This window comes from Streptomyces sp. NPDC006174 (genome assembly GCF_040614075.1).
In the GTDB taxonomy this organism is placed as follows: Bacteria; Actinomycetota; Actinomycetes; order Streptomycetales; family Streptomycetaceae; genus Streptomyces.
In genome coordinates, this window is record NZ_JBEXTJ010000004.1 from 417,594 (window position 1) to 440,084 (window position 22,491).

The following is a 22,491-nucleotide window of genomic DNA, read 5'->3' on the forward strand; positions in this document are numbered from 1 at the left end:
TCGTACTGGGAGGCTCACCCATTGCGGTACCGCAGCTCCTTCTCTGTCCGGGTCGTCGGTTCGACGGTGACAGCGGGTGGAAACCCGCCTTGTAGATAGTAAAGGGACCGCAAAGCAATCGGGAGTGGTGCGCATCACAGGAGGGTCCGAATGGGTAGAGAGTGTTCTCAGCACACGACCTACCCCACGAAGTGCCCCACGAAGAAGGAGTGGACGCCGGACATGGTGTTCAAGAAGTTGCTCGGAGCTCTCGGTGTCGGCGGCCCCTCGGTCGACACCGTTCTGCAGCCCGCTCCCGCCCTTCCCGGCGGATCACTCTCCGGCGAGGTGCGCCTGCGCGGCGGCGGCAGCGAGGTGACGGTCGAACAGATCACCATCCTCCTGGTCGCCCGGGTCGAGGCGGAGGGCCAGGACCAGGAGCACGAGTCCACGGTCGTCCTCGAGCGGTTCACCGTCGGCGGCGGGTTCCGCCTCGCCGAGGAGGCCGAGCACACGGTGCCGTTCACCGTCACCCTGCCGTGGGAGACCCCGGTCACGGAGCTCCACGGGCAGCCGCTCGGACCCGTCCTCGGGATCCGTACCGAGCTGGAGGTCGCCGGAGCACGGGACAAGGGCGACCTGGACGTGCTCGCGGTGGCCCCGCTGCCGGCCCAGGAGGCGATCCTGGAGGCGTTCGGGCAGCTCGGATACGGCTTCAAGTCGGCTGATCTGGAGCTCGGCCACATCCGGGGGACCGGTCAGCAGCTGCCCTGCTACCAGGAGATCGAGATCGTGCCGCCCGCCGAACACGCGCACGCGGTCAACGAGATCGAAGTCACCTTCCTGGCCTCACCCGGCGGCCTGGAGGTCGTGATCGAGGCGGACAAGCGGGCCGGACTCTTCTCGGAGAGCCACGACACCGTGCACCGCTTCACCACCTCGCACCACGCTCTGCCGCAGGCCGACCGCAACGCCGAGGTCGACGCCTGGCTGCACCAGGTGATCGGCGCCCACACGGCCCACGCCGCGCCGTACGCGTACGCACAGGGCGGTCATCACCACGACGACCACCACCGCTCGGGTCCCGGCACCGGGGCGGTGGTGGCGGGAGTCGCGGCAGGCGCGGCCGTCGGCGTGGTCGGCGGGATGGTCGCCGCCGAGGTGATCGACGAGATCGGCGACGCCTTCGAAAGCGACGACGGCGGAGAGGGCGACGAGGAGGAGTGATTTGGCGTGCGGCCCCGTGCGGCCGAACCGGCCTTGCGCGGGGCCGCGGGCAGTCGTCGACCGGGCGCGGCGGCTCCGCCGGCCGAGGGCTGTTGGTCCGGGTGGAGTCCTCGGCAGGTGTGGTGAGCCGCTGACGAGGAAGGTGGGGAGGGAACCGCCGCTCGGACGTCGACGTCGACGAGGAGATCCATGAACGCCGTACCCCGGCCTCCCGACCCACCCCACCAGCGCCCCGAAGGGGTCACCGACACGACCGTCGAGGCGCTCGGCGCCCTCTCGAAGGCGCTGGAGACCACCGAACGGGCCCGCGGCGCGCTCTACACGTTCCACCAGCTCACCGGCGGCGCCGACCTCAGCCTCGACGACGCGGTACGGCTGCTCCGCGAGGCGGGCCACGGCGCCCAGGCCGACCGGGTCGAGCGGGAGGTCCTCGGCCGCAACGTCATCCCCGGCCACTGGACCTTCCAGATCGTCGAGGAGTACAACGCCACCTACTACGACGTGTTCCGCACGGTCGAGCAGGAGATCCGGGGCGAACTCGCCGAGGGCCGCGACCACCTGTACGAGGCCGAGATGAAGGAAGCCCGCCGCACGCGCGGCCACCCGGACCACACCGCGAACTGATCCTGTTTCCGACGGCACACGGGCGCGTCGCACGCATCCGTCCGGCCCTTCGGTGCGGAAGGATTCCTCGGTGCGGAAGCGTTCCTCGGCGCGGAAGCGTTCCGTACCTGTCCGGCCGGAAGGATCCGTACCCGTCCAACCGAGAGGGAAGCCGTGCCAGACCCCGACGTCGTCATCGTGGGCGCCGGAGCGGCCGGGCTGAGCCTGGCGTACCACCTGTGCGCGCCGGGCGGCGCCGTACCGCTGTCGGTCGTCCTCGTCGACGCGCCGCCGGGACCTCTGCGGCCGCCGCCGCGCACCTGGTGCTACTGGGAACCGCCGGGCGGCGCCTACGACTCGGCGCTCGCCGCCTCCTGGCCACGGCTGCGGGTGCGGGCGGCCGACGGGGCCGCGACGGTGACCGACCCGTCGCCCTACCGCTACAAGATGCTGCGCTCGGACGCCTTCGAGGCTCTGGCCGGCCGGCGGCTCTCCGGTGCTCCGGACTTCCGCCGGACCGAGGCGGCGGTGACCGCCGTACGCGACACACCGGGCGGCGGAGCCGAAGTCATCGGCTCGCGCGGGCAGGTTCTCGTACGCGGCCGCCGGGTCTTCGACTCGCGCCCGCCCCGCCGACTGCCACCCGCCCGCACCACGCTCCTCCAGCACTTCATGGGCTGGTTCGTCCGCACCGAGCGGCCCGCCTTCGACCCGACGACCGCGGACCTGATGGACTTCCGCACACCGCAGCCCTCGCGCGGACTCTCCTTCGGCTACGTCCTGCCGCTCGACCCGCAGACCGCGCTGGTCGAGTACACCGAGTTCTCACCCGCGCCCCTGGCCACCGAGGAGTACCGACGCGCCTTGGACCACTACACCCAAGAGGTCCTGAAACTCGGGGAGTTCCACGTGACGGCACAGGAACGCGGTGTCATCCCCATGACCGACGGCCGCTTCCCGCGCCGCGCCGGGCGCTCGGTGTACCGCATCGGCACCGCCGGCGGCGCGACCCGGCCCTCCACCGGATACACCTTCGCGGCCGTGCAGCGGCAGAGCCGGGCCGTCGCCGACCAACTCCGAGTCGGGCGTGAGCTGCGGATGCCGGCGCCGTACGGGCCATGGCCCCGCGCGATGGACGCCGTCATGCTGCGGGCTCTGGACAGCGGCCGGGTGGACGGCACCGACTTCTTCACCCGCCTCTTCCGCGGTGTCCCGGCCGACCGCCTGCTCCGCTTCCTGGACGGCAGCTCGCACCTCCACGAGGACCTGCTGATCGGCCTGCGGACACCGGTCGTCCCGATGCTGCGGACCGTCCTCGAACTCCCTTTCCGGGCACGGACCGAACCACCTCCACCGACCACCCACGAGAAGAGCACCCCATGACCCTGTTGTGCGGCGACGCACTGTCCGCGGCCTTCGACCACGGCTCCGCCGCCTACGACCGCCTCGTCGCGGCCAGCCCCGGCTACCACGCCCATCTGCGCCGCTCCGCCCGCCGGTTGAGGCTGCCGGACGGCGGGCGCGGGCTGCGCGTGCTCGACCTGGGATGCGGTACGGGCGCCTCGACGGCCGCGCTCCTCGCCGCCGCCCCGTACGCCCGGATCACCGGCGTCGACGCCTCCGCCGGCATGCTGGACCGGGCGGCGGCGAAGAGCTGGCCGGCGGGCGTCGACTTCGTGCACGCGCCGGTCGAGGAACTGGCGGGCCGATGGCAACCCGGCTCCTTCGACGCGGTGTTCGCCGGCTACCTCTTCCGCAACCTCTCCGACGCCGACAAGGCCCTCGACCTGGTACGCGGTCTGCTCGCCCCGGGCGGCCGCCTCGCCGTTCACGAGTACACGCTCGGCGGATCGCCCGTCCACCGGGCCGTGTGGAACGCCGTCTGCACCGCGATCGTCCAGCCCGCCGGACGGCTCGCCGGAGACGCCGAGCTCTACCGCCATCTCCGTCGCTCCGTCGTCGAGTTCGACACGGCACCCGCCTTCGCGGCGCGGCTGCGCCGGGCCGGTTTCTCCGACGTACGGGCCCTCCCGCTGCCCGGCTGGCAGACCGGGATCACGCACACCTTCGTCGGCCGCGCGGGGGAGGAGGCGTGATGTTCCCGCGCGACAGCGGCAGAGGTACGGGTCACCGGCGCGGCCGCGACCGCCGGGCAGCCGTCATCCCGGCCCCGGACGGCCGCGCCCGCTTCACCGGACAGGACGCTCCCGCCGTCGCGGTCGTCGGCGGCGGGATCGCCGGCCTCGCGGCGGCCACCCTGCTCGCGGAGCGCGGCGTACGCGTCACCCTCCATGAGCGCGAAGCGAGCCTCGGCGGACGGCTGTCGGGCTGGCCCACCGTACTGGCCGACGGCACCACCGTCACCATGAGCCGCGGCTTCCACGCCTTCTTCCGGCAGTACTACAACCTGCGCGGGCTGCTGCGCCGGGTCGACCCGGGCCTCGACTCGCTGACCCGGCTGCCCGACTACCCGCTGCGCCACAGCTCCGGCCTCCACGACAGCTTCGCCCGCGTCCCGCGCACACCTCCGCTCAGCGCACTCGGCTTCGTCGCGCTCAGCCCCACCTTCAGCGTCCGCGACCTGGCCCGGATGAACCCGAGAGCCGCTCTGCCGCTGCTCGACGTCCGCGTGCCCGAGGCCTACGAGCGCCTCGACTCCATCAGCGCCCACGACTTCCTCACCCGCATCCGCTTCCCCGAAGCCGCCCATCACCTGGCCTTCGAGGTGTTCTCCCGCAGCTTCTTCGCCGACCCGCGCGAACTGTCCGCGGCGGAGCTGGTCCTGATGTTCCACATCTACTTCCTCGGCTCCAGCGAGGGCCTGCTCTTCGACGTCCCCGACGAGCCGTTCCCCACCGCTCTCTGGGATCCGCTCCACCACTACCTCACGGGCCACGGCGTCGACGTACGGACGCGGATGCCGGTCCGCCAGGTGCGGCCGCTGCCCGACGGCGGGCTGGACCTCACCACCGACGACGCCACCACGCGGTACGACGCCCTCGTCCTCGCCCTGGACAGCGGCGGCCTCCGCCGCGTCGTCGCCGACTCCCCGGAACTCGGCGACGCCGAGTGGCGGGCAAGGATCGACCGGCTGCGCACCGCCCCGCCGTTCCTGGTCTCCCGGCTCTGGCTCGACCGGCCGGTGGCGTACGACCGGCCGGGCTTCCTCGGTACCAGCGGCTACGGGCCGCTGGACAACGTGAGCGTCCTGGACCGCTGGGAGGGCGAGGCCGCGCGCTGGGCGCGGCGTACCAAAGGGTCGGTCGTCGAGCTGCACGCGTACGCCGTCGCACCGGACGCCGACCGAGGAGCCGTACAGGCCGAGGCGTTGCGCCAGCTGCACCGGATCTACCCGGAGACGGTCAGCGCCCGCATCGTCGACGAGCGGCACGAATGGCGCGCGGACTGCCCGATGTTCCCGGTCGGCGGCTACCGGGACCGGCCCGGCGTACGCAGCCCCGACCCGGCCGTCATGGTGGCCGGCGACATGGTCCGTACCGAACTGCCGGTGGCGCTGATGGAACGCGCCGCCACCAGCGGATTCCTCGCCGCGAACGCCTTGTTGGAACGGTGGGGCGTACGCGGGCAGACGCTCTGGACCGTCCCGCGCACCGGCCGCTCGGCCGTGCTGCGCCGGTTCGCGGCGCTCGGGTCGGAGTGAGCGCGCAGCCGTCAGCCCGGGAACCGCCCGCTGTCGCGCAGCTCCCAGCGCCGCTCCGCGTACGCCAGGTCGTCCCGCCACAACCGGCCGGCCGAGGCGCGCATCAGCGGCCGCAGCAGCGGCGCGGCCGCCCGGGCCACCGCGAAGCCGCGGCGGTCCGACGCGGCGATCAGCGCCTCGGTCACGGCGGTGCGGGCCCTGCCGCGCTCGTCCGGGGCCAGGGGAGTGGCATGGGTCTCCACCACGGATCCCGCGCCCTCGCCCTCGATGATGTGCATGACGACCGTACGGGGCTCGGGCGCCGTGAACCGCGCCCGGACCGGCACCACCAGCCGTCCGGCCACCTTGAAGGAGACGTCGACCAGGAACCCGTCGTCGTCCGCCTCGCTGCCGGCGGGCGTTCCGGTGACCGTCAGATCCACGAACGAGTACGGGTGGAACCACGCGCCGTGCCACGGGTCGAGCCGGTTGGCCACCACGTCCTCCGGCTCGCAGCGGCCGACGCCCGTGTAGACCGCTTCCACCGCGTCCCGGACCCTCGGCCGGAGCGGAACGTACGGCCGCTCCGAGGGCGTCTCACCGCCCACCCGGTCCAGCCGCACCCAGAGCAGCACCCCGTCGTCGAAGGCCGGGAAAGGCTCCCATCCGGCGAACGGCCCACCGTCCAGAGCCAGTCCGTGCCAATGGCAGACCAGCGTGCCGCAGCGGACCGGGCTGTCGCGCAGCGGCGCTCCGAGGTGAGGGCACGCTCCCGGACCGGCGCGGAGCCTCCCGTCGCCGTCCCGCCACGCGGCCACCTCGGTGGAGGCGACCGTGACGCCGAGAGTGCGGCCGGGAGGCAGTTCGCGCGAGGCGCCGATGACGTACCAGTTACCGGACGGCCGGCTCTGCGCCCGCTTGAGGGCCTCCGCGATCAGCGCCGGTTTCGCCGCCCGCCACGTCGGTTCCTGCCGCTCCCACGGCACCGGCGTCCGCCGCAGCCGCAACGGGATACGGCCGGGGCGTCCTGCCGCGGGGCTCATACCGTCTCCTTCCGTACGGGAGCGGCCACCCGGGGCCGGGAGGCGCAGGCGCCGGCGACCGGTTCCACGCTCCGCCGGTTCACCGCGCGTGCCGCGACCGCCCGTACCAGCCCGTCCAGCGCCACCACGGCCCGCCGCCGGCGCGGGACGACCGCCCGGCGGTGCAGCACCGCGTAGCCGTCGGCCTCGATGGCGTCGAGGATGCCGCTGTACAGCACGAACGCCGTACGGATGCAGGGCCGCGACACCGGGTCGAGCATCGCGATCCCGGGCAGCGCGTCCCGGTAGACGGCCCGGTTGTGCGCGGCGGCGGCCCGCAGGACGTCGGTGATCCGCGCGTCCCGCGTCCCCGTCCGCCGACTCCACTCGAAGCGCTCCCGGTCCACGCCGTGCGCGGCCAGCAACTCGGCCGGCAGATAGAGCCTGCCCCGGTCCAGGTCCTCGCCCACGTCCCGCAGGAAGTTGGTCAGCTGGAAGGCGACGCCGAGCGCGGCCGCGTGCGGAGCGGCCTCCTCGCGCGGCACCACCGTCCCGAGCACCGGCAGCATCTGGAGGCCGATCACCGCCGCCGAGCCGTGCATGTACCGGCCGAGCTCGTCGTACGAGGCGTAGCCGCCGACCGTCAGGTCGCTGCGCATGGAGACCAGGAAGTCGGTGAAGTGCAGGTGGTCGATGCCGTACCGCCGTGCCGTGTCGGCGAGCGCGCGGATCACCGGCTCGGTGGCCCGGCCCTGCCGCAGGCCCGTCTCCAGCTGCGCCTCCAGGGCCAGCAGGGCCCGGCCCCGCTCGGCTGGTGTGGCCGGTGAGTTGAGGTCGTCCACGATGTCGTCGGCCCAGCGGGCGAAGCCGTACAGAGCGTGCACGGCCGGGCGGCGGTCGACGGGGAGCAGCCGCGTGGCGAGGAAGTACGTCTTGCCGTGGCGCGCGTTGAGCGCCCGGCAGCGGACGTACGCGGCGCGGAGTGCGGGGTCGTGGATGGCGGCGGCGTCGAGTTCACGGACGGTCATGCGGAGGTGCCTCTCCAGTCGGTACGGGGGCCGGTGATCCTCTGAGCGGCCAGCTTTCCGGAGATCAGGACGGTCGGCACACCGACGCCGGGCGTGGTGCCGCATCCCGCCAGGACGGCGTTGGCCGTGCCACGGACCAGGTTGCGCGGGCGGAACGGGCCGGTCTGCGGAAAGGTGTGGGCCACGGCGAACGGCGTGCCCGCCGCATGGCCTTGAGCGGTCCAGTCGACCGGCGTGACCAGCCCCTCCTCCTCGATCGCCGCGCCGAGGCCGGGCATCTCGCGCCGCTCCAGCTCGGTGAGCAACGCGTCCCGGTAGCGCGGCCCCAGCTCCTTCCACTCCCGTACGTCCGGCCCGACCTCGGTGTTCGGGCAGGGCGCCAGCACGTAGTGGAGGTGCTTGCCGGGCGGCGCGAGCGTGGGGTCGGTCGCGGTGGGGCGGGTGATCAGGAGCGAAGGGTCCGACATCAGGCGGCCGGTGCGGGTGAGTTCGTGGAACGTGCTCTTCCAGGCGGCGCCGAACGAGATGGTGTGGTGCGCGAGATCCGGCCAGGTCCGGTCCGTGCCCGCGTGCAGGATCACGGCGGACGGCGAGTGGCGCAGGCGCAGCGGCCGACGTGGGCTGCGGCCGAGGAGCCGGTAGGCGATCGGGAGGTCGGGAGTGAGGACCACGGCGTCGCACGGGATGCGCTCCTGGTCGGTGACGACGGCGGTGATCCGGTCGCCGGAACGCTCCAGCCGGGTCACGGTCCGCCCGTAGCGGAGGTCGGCGCCCGCCTCGGCGGCCGAGTCCGCCATCGCCCGCGGCAGCGCGTGCATGCCGCCCTTCGGGAAGTACACGCCGGCGATCGTGTCCATGTAGGCGATCACGGCGTACGCGGCGAGCGCGCGGGCCGGCGGGACGCCCGCGTACAGCGCCTGGAAGGAGAAGACCCTGCGCAGCCGCTCGTCCGAGACGAAGCTGCCGATCCGCGCGTCGAGCCGGCCGAACCCGCCGAGAGCGGCGAGGCGGGCCAGGTCGGGGTGGGCGAGCTGGAACGGTGAGTCGAAGTTGGCGTCGATGAACCGGCGCATCTGCACCTGGTAGAGCCGCTCCAGCCATTTCCGCAGCCGCCGGTAGCCGACCGCCTGCCGCGCCCCGGCGAACCGCTCGACCGCCGCCTCCATCGCGGCCCCGTCGGTGTGCACGTCGAGCTGCGACCCGTCGGCGAACCGGGCCCGGTAGGCGGGGTCCAGCCGGATCAGCTCCAGCCGGTCGGCCAGCCGGTCACCGACCGCGCCGAAGGCCTCCTCCACGAGGTCCGGCATGGTCAGCACGGTCGGACCGGTGTCGATGCGGTATCCGCCCGACTCCAGCAGTCCGGCCCGGCCGCCTGGCCCGTCATCCCGCTCGACCACCGTGACCCGGCGGCCCGCGCCGAGCAGATGGAGCGTCGCGGCCAGCCCCGCCAGACCGGCACCGACCACCACCACATGGTCGGTGGGCCCCTTGACCGTGATCACCGGGCATGTCCTCCTTCGGCCGTGGTCAGGACCCGGGCCGCCGCCGGGCTGTCGTCGTGCCCGCGCGGTTCGCCGGGTGCGGCGCTTTCGGAGCGGCCTCCGGAGACCGTGTGCAGCAGGTCGAGCAGCTGCCTGCCGCCGTGCGCGTCCACGTCGACGGCCTCGCCCAGACGGCGTACGGCATGGTCGCCGAGGCGCTCCGCCTTCCGCTCCACATGGGCGCGCGCTCCGGTCGCCTCGAAGACCTCGGTGACGTCCGCGAGCTCGGCCTCGGTGACGTCGGCGTTGCCCACGGCACGGCCGAGGACGGCCAGCGCCTCTTGGTCGTCCGCCGCCTCGGCCCGTTCCCGGGCGACGGCGAGGAGGTAGGTCGGCTTGCCCTCGCGGATGTCGTCGCCGGACGGCTTCCCGGTCCGCGCCGGGTCCCCGAAGACGCCGAGCAGGTCGTCCCGGAGCTGGAAGGCGATCCCCGCGCCACGGCCCGCCGAACGCAGCGCGGCCGTGGTGCGCTCATCGGCATCGGCCAGCGCGGCCCCGATCGCCAGGGGCCGCTCGACGGAGTACAGCGCGCTCTTGAGGCAGGCGGTCCGTATCGCCCGCGCCGCCGAGGAGCCTCCGATGGCCTGGCCGTGCAGGTCCAGGTACTGGCCCGCCACCATCTCGGTCCGCATGGAGCGCCAGATGGCCCGGATCCGCCGTCGTACGGGCGTCGGCAGCGGTGTTTCCGCGACGGTGTCGTCGGCCCAGACCAGCGCGAGGTCGCCGGCCAGCACGGCGGCGGAGGTGCCGAACGCGGAGCCCCGCTCCGAGTCCGGGGCCAGGCCCGCCCGGTCGGCGAGGTCGATGTGCACGGCGGGTCTGCCTCGGCGCAGCCGCGACCGGTCCATCACGTCGTCGTGGATCAGCGCGCAGCTCTGGATGAGCTCCAGCGCGACCCCCAGCCGCAGCGCGGCCGCGGTGGACCCGGCGTCCGCCGCGCCGCAGGCCCGCATCGCCCACCACAGGAGCCGCGGGCGCATCCGCTTGCCGCCGTCCAGCGTGAAGTCGGCGACCCGTTCGGCCAGGTCACCGCAGAACGAGGCGTCGGTCTCGGACGCCTCGGCGACCCGTTCCGCGAGGACGGCCCGCGCGGTACGCAGAACGGCACCGACCACGTCCGCGTCGACGGCCCCGGCCTCCGTGGCCGACGGCCCGGGGCCCGCCGTGAGCGGATAGGCGGCGAAGGAGTGTTCCACGGCCGGGATGCGAGCCATCTCACGTCCTTCCGGTCAGACGGGCGGCGAACCATTCGCCACTCCTTCCGCACACGTACCCCGTTCGGATGCGGTGAGGCAGGACTGATCGGGCGCGCGGGCCGCGCGAGGAAGGAGGCGGTGGTCAGAGACGATCACGACAGCGGCACGCTCCCGGCGGAGAAACACCCACAGAGGCGTGCCGGGCAGCATCGGCCCGCCCGTTCGGCCTACGGCACGTGGCCCGGCGGCGCGGGCGCGGCGCGGTGAACGGCCGGACGGCCGGTCACCTGCGGGCGCGTTGCCTGCGGTGACCGGCCGTCCGGTGAGGGTGTACGGGCCGGCGCGGATCAGCGGACGTCGACGTGGTCGCCGACGCTCGTGGAGCCCAGGCGGACGGTGGTGGCCTTGAACTCGGCCTTCCAGGTGCCGTCCTTCTTGGCGGTGAAGCCCTTGGTGAAGACACCCTTGCTGTTCGTCCGCACGGTGGCCAGCTTGCTCCACGTCTTGGAGCCCTTGGCCTGGAACAGGATGTTCACGGACTGGCCGGAGGTGTTCTTCCAGGTGCCGTCCAGGCTGCGCAGCGTGCCCTTCGCCGTGATGGTGCGGCCCTTGCGGACCGGCTCCGGGGAGGCGTTGAAGCCGGCGATGGAGGTCCGCAGCTTGACGTCCACGAAGTCGGCGCCGCTGACGGCCGCGGCGCGGTCGGCGGTCCCGGCGTAGCGGGCGCGCCAGGTGCCGTCCGTCTTGGCGGTGACCGAGGTCGCGACGGCGCCCTTGGCGCTGGTGGTGACGGTCGCGGCCTTGCTCCAGGTCTTGGCGCCCTTCGTCTGGAACTCGATGACGACGGACGCCTTGGCCAGCGGGCCCCAGATGTTGCTCGTGGCACCGGCGGTCTGGAGGGTCGCGGCGATCTTCAGCTTGCTTCCCTTGCCGATCGGCTCGGGCGAGGCGTTGAAGGAGATGATCCGGGCCGGCACCGCGGAGACGGTGAGCGTGGCGGCCGAGGTGGCCGTCTCACCGGAGGCGTTGACGAACACCGCGCGGTAGCGGTGCGTGCTGAGCGCGGCGCTCGCCTTCACCGTCAGCGTGGTGGAGGTGGCGCCGGAGACGGTGCTCCAGGTCTTGCCGGCGTCGGTGCTGCGCTCCCAGCGGACCGAGTCGTAGCCGGTCGCGGCGGCGGTGAAGACGGCGTCGGCGCCCGAGCGGGCGGTACGAGCGGTGGGGTGCTGAGTCACGACGGCGGCCGGGACGGCGGTGCCGAAGAGGAGCGGCTGGGCGACGTCCTGGGCGCGCGAGGGCATCCAGGTGGAGTCGCCGCCGTCGTGCGAGTTGAAGGTGGTCAGGAAGCAGGCGGTGGTACGGCAGTCGACGGTGGTGGTGCCGGAGGTGAACGTCTCCGTGAGCTTCGCCGTCAGGGTGAAGGAGCCGTCGGTGCCGACCTGGCGGATCCAGGCCGCGTTGCCGTAGACGCTGGGGTACGTGGTGCCGGACAGCGCGACCGACTGCGCCAGGTACACACCGCGGCCGGGCCGGTAGCCGGTGCCGACGACCGTGACCTCGGTCTCCGCGCCGAGTCCGGTGACCTGGCTGACGGTCAGGGTGGGGACGCTGGTGGTGCCGGCGATGGCGACCGGGTCCAGCGCCGTGCCGGCCGGGTACATGGGATGGCCCTGGTAGGCGAATATCCGCGCGCCCTCCTCGGTGAGGGAGGTGGCGATGCCGGTCCAGTCGAGGGTGGAGCCGCTCAGCGAGCCGGCAGCGGCCTCCAGGGTGGCGACCGGCACTCCGGCCTTGAAGACGGGGGCCTGACCGGCGGTCAGGTCGGTCGTCACGTCGGCGTGGAGTGTGCCCCTGCCGTTCTTGAGGACGACCCGGAGGTTGGCGAGGGTGATGGCGGTGATGTTGTGGGCGGGCACCGCGTAGGTGACCGAGCCGCCGAAGCGGACATCGGCCTCGCGCTTGGCGGGGTCCACCGAACCGTGCTTGACCGGGTAACCGATCAGCCCGGCGGCGTCCTTGGTGGCGCCGCCGGCCACCGTCACCGTGCCGCCGTTGCCCGCGACATAGCCGACCCAGGACTTCTTGAAGCCCCAGGAGGAGCCGCCGGAGACCAGGATCGGGGCGGCTGCCGAGGTGGAGCCGGGCTGCTGGGCCGGGGCCTGGTCCGCGGCGGCGGCGATCGGGGCCGCCGCGGCCGGGACGGCGAGGACACCGGTGCCCAGGGAGACGACGGTCAGGGCGGCGAGAGCGGCCAGGCGGCCGCGGCGGGGCATGGACATGCGCTGCATGTCTCCTTCGGGGAGAGGCACGGACAGCTGTGGGGCGGAGCTGTGCCCGGGGTGAACAGGAAAGAAGGGGGGATACCGGCTTCTCGCGTGGGGGCCCGAAGACGACAGTCGTCATATTAGGTGAGGCTTACCTAAATGTCATCGTCGGGTCGTCGATGCCCGCTCCCGCTTGACCTTGACACCGTGACAGGGTCTTCACTGCAGTCCGAGGAGGTGGTCTCGATGACGGTCACGGGACAGGACACGAATGAAGGACGAGCGCTCCGAGGGCTGGCGGACGACGACGCGTCCGTACGGCTGCGGGCGGCTCTGGCGACCGGCACGGCACCCGATGCGCACTACGTCGACCCGCTCGTCGAGCGGTGCGCGGTCGAGCCCGAGTTCTTCGTCCGCGACATGCTCACCTGGGCGCTGACCCGGCACCCGGTCACCCTGACGCTTCCCGTGCTGCTCGTCGAACTCCGCTCGGAGCGTACGCAGGCACGGAGTCAGGCGCTGCACACGCTGTCCAAGATCGGCGACCGGCGGGCCTGGCCCGCCATCGCCCGGGCGTTCCTGACCGACGCCGACGACGAGGTGGCGCGGAGCGCCTGGCGGGCGGCGGCCGTACTCGTCCCGGAAGGCGAGGAGCCCGCTCTGGCCGAGGTGCTGGCCACGCAGTTCGGGCGCGGTGGACGCGAGACCCAGCTGAGCCTCAGCCGGGCCCTGGTCGCACTGGGCGAGGTGATCGAGCCGGCCCTGCTCGCCGCGACGACCGCACCCGACCCGCACGTCCGCGCCCACGCCCTCGCCACGCAACAGCTGCTGCGCGACCCGGACATCGGTTTCACCTTCGCCATCGAGGAGGCGAAGCGCGTCGTGGCCCTCGGCGGGACCGGCCAGGAGGGACGATGAGACGTGTTGATCGGTGAGGTGGCGAGACGGTCCGGGGTCAGTGCCCGCATGCTCCGGCACTACGAGTCGGTCGGCCTGGTGTCGCCTTCGGGCCGTACCGGCTCCGGCTACCGGGAGTACGGCGCGGAGGACATCCGGCGGATCTTCCACATCGAGAGCCTGCGGGCGCTCGGGCTGTCGCTGCGCGAGGTCAAACGCGCGCTCGACGACGCGGACTTCACGCCCTCGTCGCTCGTCGAGGACCTCATCCGGCGCACACGGGCCCGTATCGCGGCGGAGACCGAGCTGCTCGGACGGCTGGACCGGCTCCACGCGGCGGACCCGGCCGACTGGGAGGACGCCCTCCAGGTCGTCACGCTGCTCCAGGCGCTGGGATCCAAGAGCGCCGACGCGCGCCAGCGCGCGGCCCTCTCCTCCGCCGACGCGGTTCCGGTGGAGGCCCTGGTCGAGGCGGCGCTCGACGAGAGCGATCCGCACGTCGCGGGCGCGCTTCGCTGGGCGCTGGCACGCTCGGGCGACGGCGCACCGGCCCTGCTGGCTCAGGGGCTCGGCTCACCGGTGGCCGCCGTCCGGGAACGCGCCGTCCGGTCCCTCGCCGAGATGGACGGCGGTGAGGCCGTCGGCCATCTCCGCGACGCCTTGAGGCACGACGATCCGGTGGTCCGGGGCCAGGCTGCTGTGGCGATCGGGGCCAGGGGCGAGGCCGACGCCGTCCCGACCCTCGTCGACATGGTGGTCGAGGGCCGGAACGACACCGACGCGGCCGACACGCTGAGCGTGCTGGCGAGCGACACCGCCACGGCGGACCGGATCGCGCACCTGCTCGTCGAGCGCCTTGCCCACAGCACCACCCGAGCGCCCGCACGCGGACGCCTGACCCAGGCGCTGGCAGGCATCCCGGGCACACGGGCGTCACGTGCCCTCGCGGAGCTGTCCCACGACGCGGACCGGGCCGTGGCGGTGACCGCCACGTACCTCCTTCAACTGCGCCACGCACGCTGACGGATGGCCCAGGGATACCGCCTAGGGCCGCGGTTTGTCCGCGAACACCCACCGGTTGCCCGCCAGCGCGTCGTTCTCCTCCGGCAGCGGGCCGCGTCCGTGCCGGTGCGTGAAGTCGAACGGAGTGTGGACGGCGGTGGACCAGCGCTTGTCCGCCAGACGGCCCGCGGAGTCGGGGCGGGGTGCCAGGTCGAAGAGGTTGAGCAGGTCGATGCCGATCTGTTCCCTCGTGGACGTGTAGAGCGGGCTGTCGCGGTACGCCAGCAGGTCCTTCTCCAACTTGACCTCGAAGGCCAGCGCACTGCCCCCGGCGCTGAGTCGGTCGACCGTGTCGATGAGATACGTCTCGGCGGCCGGAGGCAGATAGAACAGCAGCCCCTCGACCAGCCACACGCTCGGCGCGGACGGGTCGAAGCCCGCGCCGGGCAGGGCGCCCGCCCAGTCGTCGCGCAGATCCATCGGGACCGGCACGCGAGCCGCCTTCGGGACGGCCGAAAGACCGTCGAGCACCTGGTGCTTGAACGCCAGCACCTCCTGGCGGTCGATCTCGAAGATCACACAGTCGGCAGGCCAGTCGAGCCGGTAGGCCCGCGCGTCCAGACCCGCTCCGAGCAGGACCACCTGGCGTACGCCTTCCGCGTGCACCGACCGGAGCAGGAAGTCGTCGAGGACGCGCGTCCGCAGCCCGAAGTACCGGGCGAACCGGCCCCACAACGGGTCCCGGTCCCCGTCCGCGACCTCCTTCGGATGGACCGGCCAGCCCTTGGACGCCGTAGCGGCCAGCACGAAGTGCTCCGCGTAGACGTCCTGGGCCAGGCTGTCGGGGCGGTGGGTCTCGATCGCCCGCGCCGCGGCGACCAGCAGAGCCGTCACGCCGACCCCTCCGGCCACGCCTTCCACACCGGTGTTCCGGCGCGCTGTGTCGACCATGTGTGCACTCCCTTGGTACGTGGAATTCGCGGGCCTCACGGAATCAGCACCGGCTTGACCACCCGGCCCGCCTCGCAGTCGCGTTCGGCCTCGTTGATGTCGGCGAGCGGATACGTACGGATCAACTGGTCGAACGGGAACCGGCCGGCCTGCCACAGTCCGGTCAGCCGAGGGATCAGCAGCCCCGGCACCGCGTCGCCCTCGCAGATGTGCGAGAGCTTCCGGCCCCGGTCCAGCGTCCCCGGTTCGAGCGGGAGCGCGGTGTGCAGCCTGGCCACCAGGCCGAGGTGACCGGTCGGACGCAGGGCCCGTAACGCGTCGTTGATCAACCGCGCGGAACCGGTGGTGTCCAGCGCGTACCGCGCGCCGCCGTCCGTCAGCCGCCGGATGTGGCCCGGCAGATCGGCGGAGTCGGAGCGCACCGGGACGGCGGACAACTTCTCGGCCAGGGCCAGCCGTTCGGGATGCCGGTCGACCGCCACGGCCACCGCTCCGGCGGCGGCCGCCGCCATCACCGCGGCCAGGCCCACCGCTCCCGCCCCGAGCACCACGACCGTGTCGCCGGGACCGGCGCCGAAGGTGTTGAGAACGGCCCCGGCGCCGGTGAGGAAGCCGCAGCCGAGCGGACCGAGCAGTGCCAGCGGGAGCGAGGGATCGACGCGTACGGCGTTACGGGCCGGGACCATCGCGTACGCCGCGAACGAGGACTGGCCGAACCAGCGCGGGGCCAGCGGGCGCCCGGCGGCGTCGGTGAACCGCGCCGCGTTCTCCGGGCGCCCGCCGAAGAGGTTGAGCGCGGCGAACCGGTCGCAGTAGGCAGGCGCTCCGCCCAGGCAGCTCCGGCAGCGCCCGCAGGAGTCGAAGCTCAGCACGACATGGTCGCCGGTGACGAGACCGGTGTCCGGCCCTCCCGTCTCCACCACCACGCCGGACCCCTCATGGCCGAGCACCGCAGGCAGCGGCGAGCGGCCCGCCGAACGCCGGACGGCCAGATCGGTCCGGCACATCCCGCACCCCGCGATCCGCACCAGGACCTCACCTTCGGCCGGTCCCGCGTTCAGCGTCACCTCCTCGACGGCGAACGGGTCCTCGTACGAGCGCAGTACCGCCGCACCGAACCTCATCGGCCCTCCTCCCGTGGCCGGTGCACGACGAACGGCCGGAGGTTCCCGTACAGGCCCCACGGCCCGCCCGCCACGCCGACACCGCTCTCCTTGATGCCCGCGAAGGGCTGGGCGAGCGACAGTTCGGCGTGGTGGTTGATCCACGCCGTCCCGCACTCCAGCCGGCCGGCCACCTCCTCCGCCCGGTCCAGATCGGTCCCCCACACCGAGCCGCCCAGCCCGTAGCGCGTGGCGTTGGCCGCCTCGACGGCCTCGTCGAGATCCCCGTACGGCAGCACCGGCAGCACCGGACCGAACTGCTCCTCCGTCACCACCGGGCTCTCCGGCGGTACATCGGCCAGGACGGTCGGAGCGTAGAAGTAACCCGGCCGGTCCAGCCGGTGCCCACCGGCCACGGCCCGTGCCCCTTCCGCCAGCGCCCGGGCCGTGCACCGCTCCACCCGGGCCAGCTGCGCCGCGTTGTTGAGCGGACCCAGCTCCGTACGAGGGTCGAGACCGGCGCCGACCACGACGGTCTTCGCCCGTTCCGCCAGCGCCTCCACCACCTGGGAGTGGAGCCGGGCCGGGACGTACACGCGCTTGACGGCCATGCACACCTGCCCGCAGTTGCGGAACGCCGCCCAGAACAGCCGGTCCGCGATCCGCTCCACATCGACGTCGTCCAGCAGGACGGCGGCGTCGTTGCCGCCCAGCTCCAACGTGACCCGGGCGAGGCCCGGCGCCGCGGCCGCCGCGACGGCCCGGCCGGTCTCCACCGAACCGGTGAACGTCACATGGCGGATGCCCGGATGGGACGCCAGGAGCGAGCCGAGCGGCTCGCGGCCGGTGACGACCGTCAGCACACCGTCGGGAAGGGCTTCGGAGAGGACGGATCCCAGCAGCCGGGTCGCGAGCGGAGTGAAGGGAGAGGGCTTGAGCACCACCGTGTTGCCGGCGGCGAGCGCGGGCGCGAACTTCGCCGAGGCGAGCTGGAGCGGAAAGTTCCACGGGACGATGGCGGCGACCGGCCCGAGCGACCGCCACCGGATCTCGCTGTGCACCGGCCGCCCGTCGTCGATCGTCCGCACCTCGGGAGCCATCCCGGCGAAGTGGCGCAGGCGGGCCGCCGTACGGGCGACCTCCGCGTACGACTCGGCCAGCGGCTTGCCCTGTTCACGGGTGAGCAGGGCAGCGAGGTCCGGCCCGGCCGCCTCCACGGCGTCGGCCGACGCGAGCAGAGCCGTGGCGCGGACGGTGGGGTCGGACCGCCAGCTCGGCCAGGCCTCGTGGGCCCGGGCGACGCTCTCGTCCAGCTCCTCCGGCCGCTGGTCGGGCGCCTCGCCGAAGGCTTCGCCGGTCGCCGGGTCGAGGACGGCGAAGCGCTCACCGCCGGGTTCACGGGGGTCCATGCCGGCGGTCAGCGCGCGGCCACGGTGGCCGCGTGCTCCTGGGCGTGCCGGTCCATCTCCGCCCGGAAGGCGGCCACCAGCCGCGGCTGGATCCTGCCGGCGTTGCGGTCACCTCCCTCGCACACCGCACCGCGCACACCCACGATGTCCGTCCCGATCCGGGTCAGCGTCGCGAGATCCTCCGCCTTCACGCTGCCCGCCAGGGCCGCCAGCAGACCGGCCTCGTGCGCCAGCCGGACGAACTCCTCGCACGCGGCCGGCGGCACGTGGTCGAACAGCCGCGTCCCGTCCTTGATCGCGGTGTCGAGCATCGCCGCGTCGGCACCGGAGCGGCGGGCGATGTCGGGTAGCGCGAGCGGGTTGACGCAGCCGATCCGATGCGCGTCGGCGTAGCCCGAGGCGACGACCAATGCGTCCGGCCGGTAGTCCTTCACGGCCCGCACGACCCCGCGCATCACCTCGATGGCCTGGTCGGGCGTGGTGCATCCGTAGAGGCCGACCTTGATGTACGTCGCTCCGGAGACGGCCGCGCCGAGCGCCGCCTGTGCCACCGTGCCGGGCTTGTACGGCACGTCGCCCACGGTGGCCGAGACCGGCTTGTCCGCCGGGACCGCCGTACGGATCTCCTTGATGACCCACGGGAAGTTCGCGCCGAGCGAGCCCTCGTCGGGCTTCTTGACGTCGACGATGTCGAGGTGTTCCGCCGCCTTCGCGCACTCGAGAGCCTCTTCGACACCGTCGGGGGAGATGAGAAGCAGCAACGTGGATTCCTTCCACCGCGTGACCACCCGCCGCCGGGACGGGTGCGCGGATTCGCCGGGATCGTGTGCGGTCGGCTCATCCTGGCCGCGGCCCGTGATCTCCGGCAGGGCGCGCGGGATGGCGAACGGGTCACTGCCGTGACGTGCTCACGCCCCCTTGGTGCGCCCTCGGCTGTCTGAACCCGCGATTCATGGGCACATGGCTCTCACCACACTTCGGAAGGAAATCCATCATGCTCGGTATAGCCGCGGCAGTTCTGTTCTTCATCGCCTTCCTGATCAACGCGGCGGACATCTCGACGAACGAGGTGTTCGCATCGACGAACATCATGCTCATCGGTCTGACGCTGCTGGCCCTGCAGGTGGCAGGCATCGGTTCCGGCCTGCGCACCGGCTCGTCGCGCCGCCGCTGAGCCCACGGAACGCCTGGCAGGGCGGGTCCCGTACATCGACGTACGGGACCCGCCCTGCCAGGCGTTCCACGCTGTCCGGGACCTCTGCGGCCGTCCTGCCGCCGATCGGGTTTCGCAGGTGTGAACAGGTAAGGGAGGGGAACTCGGTTCGTCGGCCGAGACCGGAGAGAACCGGTCACGCTGCGCGATCGCACGATTGGCGCCCCGGACGGAAGGAGCGGAGCCTTGACAGGTGGCATGACCCACGATTCACGCGTCCGACGCGTGCAGGAGGTATCCGTGACCGCTGCCGTGCCCACGCTGACCGCTTCCCGGAGGCGGGGTGTCCGCACCCTGCCCGGCGTCTACGCGCCCCAGCACGACACGCATCTGCTGCTGAGGGCCCTGGCCCGCGAGACCGTTCGCCCCGGCACCGACGTGATCGACCTCGGCACCGGCAGCGGCCTCCTCGCCGTGGCCGCCGCACGCCGGGGCGCGCACGTCACCGCCGTCGACGTCGGCCGCCGGGCCGTCCTCACCGCCCGTCTCAACGCCCGGCTCGCCCGGCAGCGGGTCACCGTCCACCGGGGCGACCTGGCGGACCCGGTCCCCGGCCGGACGTACGACCTGGTGCTCAGCAACCCGCCCTACGTCCCCTCGCCGCTGGGCCCGCCGCCCCGGCGCGGCAGCGCACGCGCCTGGGACGCCGGGCACGACGGGCGCGCGGTGGTGGACCGCATCTGTGACGCGGCCCCGTACCTGCTGCGCAGGGGAGGGGTCCTGCTCATGGTCCACTCCGACCTGACCGGTACGGAGGAGACCCTGCGGCGCCTGTCGAGCGGCGGGCTGAAGGCCGTGGTGAGCGACACGGCGAGCGTGCCCTTCGGGCCTGTCCTGCTCTCGCGGCTCTCCTGGCTGCGCCGCCGGGGCCTGCTGGACGAGCACACCGACGAGGAGAAGCTGGTGGTCATCCGTGCCGAGCAGCCCTGACCGTCCTGACCGCCCCGCCCGTGTCACCTTGGGAGCGGAGGGGCCGCTGCTGGTGGAGGGGCCGGTCGAGGTGGTCGGCGACGACGGCACCGTGTACACCTCCCGCCGCTTCACCGCCGCGATCTGCACCTGCCGCAAGACCCGTACGTACCCGTGGTGCGACACCAGCCACCGCCGCCGGGTGAAGCCCGAGGACCGCGAGAAGAGCGACGCGACCGAACGTACCGATGGAGCCGCCTGATGACCGCCTTCCGTGAACCGAGGCGACGGAATCCTCCGCTGCCCGCCCCGCGCGGACCGCTGTCGGGCGAGGTCATCACCGCCCTGCGCACCGGCGAGGCACCGCAGGACCGCCGGGCCGCCGACGCGGACCCCTTCGGCGACGATCTCCAACTCGCCCTCTACGTCCTGTACGAGCTGCACTACCAGGGCTTCGAAAGCGTGGACGAGGACCGCGAATGGGACCCGGCCCTGCTCGGGCTGCGCCGCTCGCTGGAGCGGCCCTTCCTCGCCGCGCTCCGCGCGGGAGCGCACACGGACGGCGACGTGGACACGGCACTGGCCGGACTGCTGGTCGAGCCGATCGGCGACGACGGCCACAGCGTCAGCCACTTCCTCCAGAACGACGGCGAGCTGTGGCAGCTGCGCGAGTACGCCGCTCTGCGCTCGCTCTACCACCTCAAGGAGGCCGATCCGCACGCCTGGGTGATCCCGAGGCTGTACGGACGGGCCAAGGCGGCGATGGTGGCGGTCGAGTTCGACGAGTTCGGCGGCGGACGGGAGGCGGACGTCCATGCCCGCCTGTACGCCGAGCTGATGAGCGACCTGTCCCTGGAGACGGCGTACGGCCACTACCTCGACGCCGTACCCGCCGACGTACTCGCCACCGTCAACCTGATGTCCCTCTTCGGCCTCCACCGCTCTCTCCGAGGCGCCCTGGTCGGCCACTTCGCCGCCGTCGAGATCACCTCCTCACCCGGTTCGCGCCGGCTGGCCGCCGCGTTGAAGCGGGTCGGCGCGGGGCCGGCGGCGCAGCGCTTCTACGACGAACACGTTGAGGCCGACGCGATGCACGAACAGGTGGTACGCCGCGACGTCATCGGCGGACTGCTCGCCGACGAGCCGCAGCTGGCGGCCGACATCGCCTTCGGCATCGAGGCCACCGGCCTGCTGGAGGACCGCCTCGCCGCACGCCTCCTCGCCGCCTGGCGGAGCGACTCCTCGGCGCTGCGGGTCCCGCTGGACTGACGGCGTCCGTCGCACGGCCGGTGTCACCGTACGTGACCGCACGAGATGCGGTCCGGACCGACTCCGGTGACGCTGGGGCTCCGACCGCGCACGCAACACCAGGTTGCCGACGGAGGAACCACGACGGAGGACACCCCGATGAACCTGCCCGACACCCCGCTGGAAAGAGCCCGCCGCACCCGCGAACGCGCTGAGGAACTGGGCCGCGCCGCCGACCGCGCGACCGATCCCGAGCACCGGCAGCGCCTGCGCGAGAAGGCCCGGCGCCTGCTCGGCGAGGAGCTGGAGGGCCCGGAAGGCAACTGAGCGGCGAGCGGCAGAGCTGGGGAGCCGGGAGCGGCACAGCTCAGGACGGCAGCTGAGCCGCCGATGCCACGAGCGCTCCCTCGATCCCGTGCCGCTCCAGCGCGTCGGCGACGAACCCGCTCGCCTTCATCTCCTCCACGAACGACGCCAGCACGTCCTGCGCCGCCGTACCTCGCGCGGCCGGGATGCCCATCGCCTGCTGGATCACCATGAAGCGCCCCGGCAGCAGCCGTACACCCGGCGCACGCCGGGCCTCGCCCTCCAGCAACTGGCGGATCCCGGCCGCCACTTCGGCCTCTCCCTCCCGCAGTGCGGCGAGCGCGGCAGGCGCACCCCGCAGCCGTACGATCTCCGCGCGCTCGATCGCACGGGTCAGAAAGAGGTCGTAGGCGCTGCCCGAACCCACCGAGATACGGGTCCCTTCCCGGTCCACCTGGCCGTTCTCGGTCAGCGCGGACGCCTCGGGCACGAGGTAGCTGCCCTCGATCAGTACGTACGGCGCGGTGAACAGCAGCCCTTCACTCCGCGCCGGATCCACGGCGAAGAACCCGAGGTCCGCCTTCTCCGCCTTCACCGCGTCCACGGAAGCCGCCGCCTTCTCGAAGACCACAAGTTCGGCGTCCACGCCGAGCCGACGCCCGAACTCGTACGCGAGATCGACCGAGACACCGGTGGGGTCGCCGCCTGCCGACCCCCGCTTGGCCAGGATCGGATTGCCGAGGTTGATGGAGGCGCGCAGTGTGCCGTCGGGCGCGAACGCGGGAACAAGGGCCGGAGCTATCCGCTGCTGGGTCATGCGGGCGAGTCTACGAGCCCCGTGCGCGGCGATGACGGGGCCCGAAGGGCTGGTCGCGGGCCTGGTCGGCGGAGCTCCGCCGACCACGCAGCACGGAACAGCAAAACACAGGAAACCAGACAAGAAAAACACAAAA

The 22,491-nt window shown here is 72.9% G+C and carries 22 protein-coding genes; 12 read left to right on the top strand and 10 right to left on the bottom strand.

Features of this window, described 5'->3' with window-relative positions; translation table 11 throughout:
* Positions 1-222 precede the first annotated feature (222 nt).
* The 5 genes from ABZ267_RS11990 (at position 223) to ABZ267_RS12010 (ending at position 5,470) form a co-directional block, all read left to right on the top strand.
* Positions 223-1,206, top strand: coding sequence for a sporulation protein (locus tag ABZ267_RS11990; protein WP_356756701.1), 984 nt, complete (start codon positions 223-225; stop codon positions 1,204-1,206).
* A gap of 189 nt (positions 1,207-1,395) precedes the next feature.
* A complete protein-coding gene (locus tag ABZ267_RS11995) occupies positions 1,396-1,830 on the top strand; it encodes a hypothetical protein (protein WP_356756699.1) in 435 nt (144 codons plus the stop codon).
* A gap of 153 nt (positions 1,831-1,983) precedes the next feature.
* Positions 1,984-3,192, top strand: coding sequence for a lycopene cyclase family protein (locus tag ABZ267_RS12000; protein WP_356756697.1), 1,209 nt, complete (start codon positions 1,984-1,986; stop codon positions 3,190-3,192).
* On the top strand, positions 3,189-3,905 hold the full coding sequence (locus ABZ267_RS12005; RefSeq protein ID WP_356756695.1) for a class I SAM-dependent methyltransferase: 717 nt from the start codon (positions 3,189-3,191) through the stop codon (positions 3,903-3,905). Before ABZ267_RS12000 ends, ABZ267_RS12005 begins: the two co-directional genes overlap by 4 nt.
* A complete protein-coding gene (locus tag ABZ267_RS12010; RefSeq protein ID WP_356756693.1) occupies positions 3,905-5,470 on the top strand; it encodes an NAD(P)/FAD-dependent oxidoreductase in 1,566 nt (521 codons plus the stop codon). The genes ABZ267_RS12005 and ABZ267_RS12010 overlap by 1 nt, the downstream gene beginning before the upstream one ends.
* 11 nt (positions 5,471-5,481) lie before the next feature.
* Here ABZ267_RS12010 and ABZ267_RS12015 read toward each other — a convergent pair whose 3' ends face one another.
* From ABZ267_RS12015 to ABZ267_RS12035, 5 genes are all read right to left on the bottom strand, one after another.
* Positions 5,482-6,492: a DUF5914 domain-containing protein gene (locus ABZ267_RS12015; RefSeq protein ID WP_356756691.1), complete on the bottom strand. Its 1,011-nt coding sequence runs from the start codon at positions 6,490-6,492 to the stop codon at positions 5,482-5,484.
* Positions 6,489-7,499, bottom strand: coding sequence for a phytoene/squalene synthase family protein (locus ABZ267_RS12020; protein WP_356756689.1), 1,011 nt, complete (start codon positions 7,497-7,499; stop codon positions 6,489-6,491). Before ABZ267_RS12020 ends, ABZ267_RS12015 begins: the two co-directional genes overlap by 4 nt.
* A complete protein-coding gene (locus ABZ267_RS12025; RefSeq protein WP_356756687.1) occupies positions 7,496-9,001 on the bottom strand; it encodes a phytoene desaturase in 1,506 nt (501 codons plus the stop codon). Before ABZ267_RS12025 ends, ABZ267_RS12020 begins: the two co-directional genes overlap by 4 nt.
* Positions 8,998-10,254: a polyprenyl synthetase family protein gene (locus ABZ267_RS12030; protein ID WP_356756685.1), complete on the bottom strand. Its 1,257-nt coding sequence runs from the start codon at positions 10,252-10,254 to the stop codon at positions 8,998-9,000. Before ABZ267_RS12030 ends, ABZ267_RS12025 begins: the two co-directional genes overlap by 4 nt.
* Positions 10,255-10,583: 329 nt before the next feature.
* The gene (locus ABZ267_RS12035; RefSeq protein WP_356756683.1) at positions 10,584-12,515 is read right to left on the bottom strand and encodes an HtaA domain-containing protein; all 1,932 of its coding nucleotides are present in this window, start codon (positions 12,513-12,515) and stop codon (positions 10,584-10,586) included.
* Between the two features lie 231 nt (positions 12,516-12,746).
* Here ABZ267_RS12035 and ABZ267_RS12040 point away from each other — a divergent pair, with 231 nt between their 5' ends.
* Both ABZ267_RS12040 and ABZ267_RS12045 read left to right on the top strand, forming a co-directional pair.
* A complete protein-coding gene (locus ABZ267_RS12040) occupies positions 12,747-13,418 on the top strand; it encodes a HEAT repeat domain-containing protein (protein WP_356756681.1) in 672 nt (223 codons plus the stop codon).
* Between the two features lie 3 nt (positions 13,419-13,421).
* Positions 13,422-14,420, top strand: coding sequence for a MerR family transcriptional regulator (locus tag ABZ267_RS12045; RefSeq protein WP_356756679.1), 999 nt, complete (start codon positions 13,422-13,424; stop codon positions 14,418-14,420).
* A 21-nt stretch (positions 14,421-14,441) separates the two neighbouring features.
* Here the strand turns inward: ABZ267_RS12045 and ABZ267_RS12050 are convergent, their stop codons facing one another.
* From ABZ267_RS12050 to ABZ267_RS12065, 4 genes are read right to left on the bottom strand one after another with little or no spacing between them, the layout of a single operon-like run.
* Positions 14,442-15,350, bottom strand: coding sequence for a class I SAM-dependent methyltransferase (locus ABZ267_RS12050; RefSeq protein WP_356756677.1), 909 nt, complete (start codon positions 15,348-15,350; stop codon positions 14,442-14,444).
* Between the two features lie 35 nt (positions 15,351-15,385).
* Positions 15,386-16,474: an NAD(P)-dependent alcohol dehydrogenase gene (locus ABZ267_RS12055; protein ID WP_356756675.1), complete on the bottom strand. Its 1,089-nt coding sequence runs from the start codon at positions 16,472-16,474 to the stop codon at positions 15,386-15,388.
* Positions 16,471-17,862 carry an aldehyde dehydrogenase family protein gene (locus tag ABZ267_RS12060; RefSeq protein WP_356756673.1) on the bottom strand — a complete coding sequence of 464 codons (1,392 nt, stop codon included), beginning with the start codon at positions 17,860-17,862 and terminating at the stop codon, positions 16,471-16,473. The genes ABZ267_RS12055 and ABZ267_RS12060 overlap by 4 nt, the downstream gene beginning before the upstream one ends.
* 8 nt (positions 17,863-17,870) lie before the next feature.
* Complete coding sequence (locus ABZ267_RS12065; RefSeq protein WP_356756671.1) at positions 17,871-18,623, bottom strand: (5-formylfuran-3-yl)methyl phosphate synthase; 753 nt, start codon at positions 18,621-18,623, stop codon at positions 17,871-17,873.
* A 233-nt stretch (positions 18,624-18,856) separates the two neighbouring features.
* Here ABZ267_RS12065 and ABZ267_RS12070 point away from each other — a divergent pair, with 233 nt between their 5' ends.
* The 5 genes from ABZ267_RS12070 to ABZ267_RS12090 all read left to right on the top strand — a co-directional run bounded on the left by ABZ267_RS12070 (position 18,857) and on the right by ABZ267_RS12090 (position 21,559).
* The gene (locus ABZ267_RS12070; RefSeq protein WP_356756669.1) at positions 18,857-19,036 is read left to right on the top strand and encodes a hypothetical protein; all 180 of its coding nucleotides are present in this window, start codon (positions 18,857-18,859) and stop codon (positions 19,034-19,036) included.
* A gap of 237 nt (positions 19,037-19,273) precedes the next feature.
* Positions 19,274-20,005 (top strand): HemK2/MTQ2 family protein methyltransferase, encoded by a 732-nt coding sequence (locus ABZ267_RS12075; RefSeq protein ID WP_356756667.1) that lies wholly within the window; start codon positions 19,274-19,276, stop codon positions 20,003-20,005.
* Entirely contained in the window at positions 19,989-20,246 is a 258-nt protein-coding gene (locus ABZ267_RS12080; RefSeq protein WP_356756665.1) for a CDGSH iron-sulfur domain-containing protein, read from the top strand. The genes ABZ267_RS12075 and ABZ267_RS12080 overlap by 17 nt, the downstream gene beginning before the upstream one ends.
* Entirely contained in the window at positions 20,246-21,253 is a 1,008-nt protein-coding gene (locus tag ABZ267_RS12085; RefSeq protein WP_356756663.1) for an iron-containing redox enzyme family protein, read from the top strand. The genes ABZ267_RS12080 and ABZ267_RS12085 overlap by 1 nt, the downstream gene beginning before the upstream one ends.
* Before the next feature lie 138 nt (positions 21,254-21,391).
* The gene (locus tag ABZ267_RS12090) at positions 21,392-21,559 is read left to right on the top strand and encodes a DUF6381 family protein (RefSeq protein WP_356363310.1); all 168 of its coding nucleotides are present in this window, start codon (positions 21,392-21,394) and stop codon (positions 21,557-21,559) included.
* A gap of 40 nt (positions 21,560-21,599) precedes the next feature.
* On the opposite strand, the gene ABZ267_RS12095 is transcribed toward ABZ267_RS12090, so the two are convergent.
* Entirely contained in the window at positions 21,600-22,355 is a 756-nt protein-coding gene (locus ABZ267_RS12095; RefSeq protein WP_356756661.1) for a transporter substrate-binding domain-containing protein, read from the bottom strand.
* Between the last annotated feature and the right edge of the window lie 136 nt (positions 22,356-22,491).

Excerpts from the sequence above, each read along its gene's own strand:
- ABZ267_RS12030 (WP_356756685.1), bottom strand. The coding sequence starts at position 10,254 with ATGGCTCGCATCCCGGCCGTGGAACACTCCTTCGCCGCCTATCCGCTC.
- ABZ267_RS12040 (WP_356756681.1), top strand. The coding sequence starts at position 12,747 with ATGACGGTCACGGGACAGGACACGAATGAAGGACGAGCGCTCCGAGGG.
- ABZ267_RS12060 (WP_356756673.1), bottom strand. The coding sequence starts at position 17,862 with ATGGACCCCCGTGAACCCGGCGGTGAGCGCTTCGCCGTCCTCGACCCG.
- ABZ267_RS12020 (WP_356756689.1), bottom strand. The coding sequence starts at position 7,499 with ATGACCGTCCGTGAACTCGACGCCGCCGCCATCCACGACCCCGCACTC.
- ABZ267_RS12050 (WP_356756677.1), bottom strand. The coding sequence starts at position 15,350 with ATGGTCGACACAGCGCGCCGGAACACCGGTGTGGAAGGCGTGGCCGGA.
- ABZ267_RS12035 (WP_356756683.1), bottom strand. The coding sequence starts at position 12,515 with ATGTCCATGCCCCGCCGCGGCCGCCTGGCCGCTCTCGCCGCCCTGACC.
- ABZ267_RS11995 (WP_356756699.1), top strand. The coding sequence starts at position 1,396 with ATGAACGCCGTACCCCGGCCTCCCGACCCACCCCACCAGCGCCCCGAA.
- ABZ267_RS12075 (WP_356756667.1), top strand. The coding sequence starts at position 19,274 with ATGACCCACGATTCACGCGTCCGACGCGTGCAGGAGGTATCCGTGACC.
- ABZ267_RS12010 (WP_356756693.1), top strand. The coding sequence starts at position 3,905 with ATGTTCCCGCGCGACAGCGGCAGAGGTACGGGTCACCGGCGCGGCCGC.
- ABZ267_RS12085 (WP_356756663.1), top strand. The coding sequence starts at position 20,246 with ATGACCGCCTTCCGTGAACCGAGGCGACGGAATCCTCCGCTGCCCGCC.
- ABZ267_RS12090 (WP_356363310.1), top strand. The coding sequence starts at position 21,392 with ATGAACCTGCCCGACACCCCGCTGGAAAGAGCCCGCCGCACCCGCGAA.
- ABZ267_RS12070 (WP_356756669.1), top strand. The coding sequence starts at position 18,857 with ATGCTCGGTATAGCCGCGGCAGTTCTGTTCTTCATCGCCTTCCTGATC.
- ABZ267_RS12015 (WP_356756691.1), bottom strand. The coding sequence starts at position 6,492 with ATGAGCCCCGCGGCAGGACGCCCCGGCCGTATCCCGTTGCGGCTGCGG.
- ABZ267_RS12095 (WP_356756661.1), bottom strand. The coding sequence starts at position 22,355 with ATGACCCAGCAGCGGATAGCTCCGGCCCTTGTTCCCGCGTTCGCGCCC.
- ABZ267_RS12055 (WP_356756675.1), bottom strand. The coding sequence starts at position 16,474 with ATGAGGTTCGGTGCGGCGGTACTGCGCTCGTACGAGGACCCGTTCGCC.
- ABZ267_RS12005 (WP_356756695.1), top strand. The coding sequence starts at position 3,189 with ATGACCCTGTTGTGCGGCGACGCACTGTCCGCGGCCTTCGACCACGGC.
- ABZ267_RS11990 (WP_356756701.1), top strand. The coding sequence starts at position 223 with ATGGTGTTCAAGAAGTTGCTCGGAGCTCTCGGTGTCGGCGGCCCCTCG.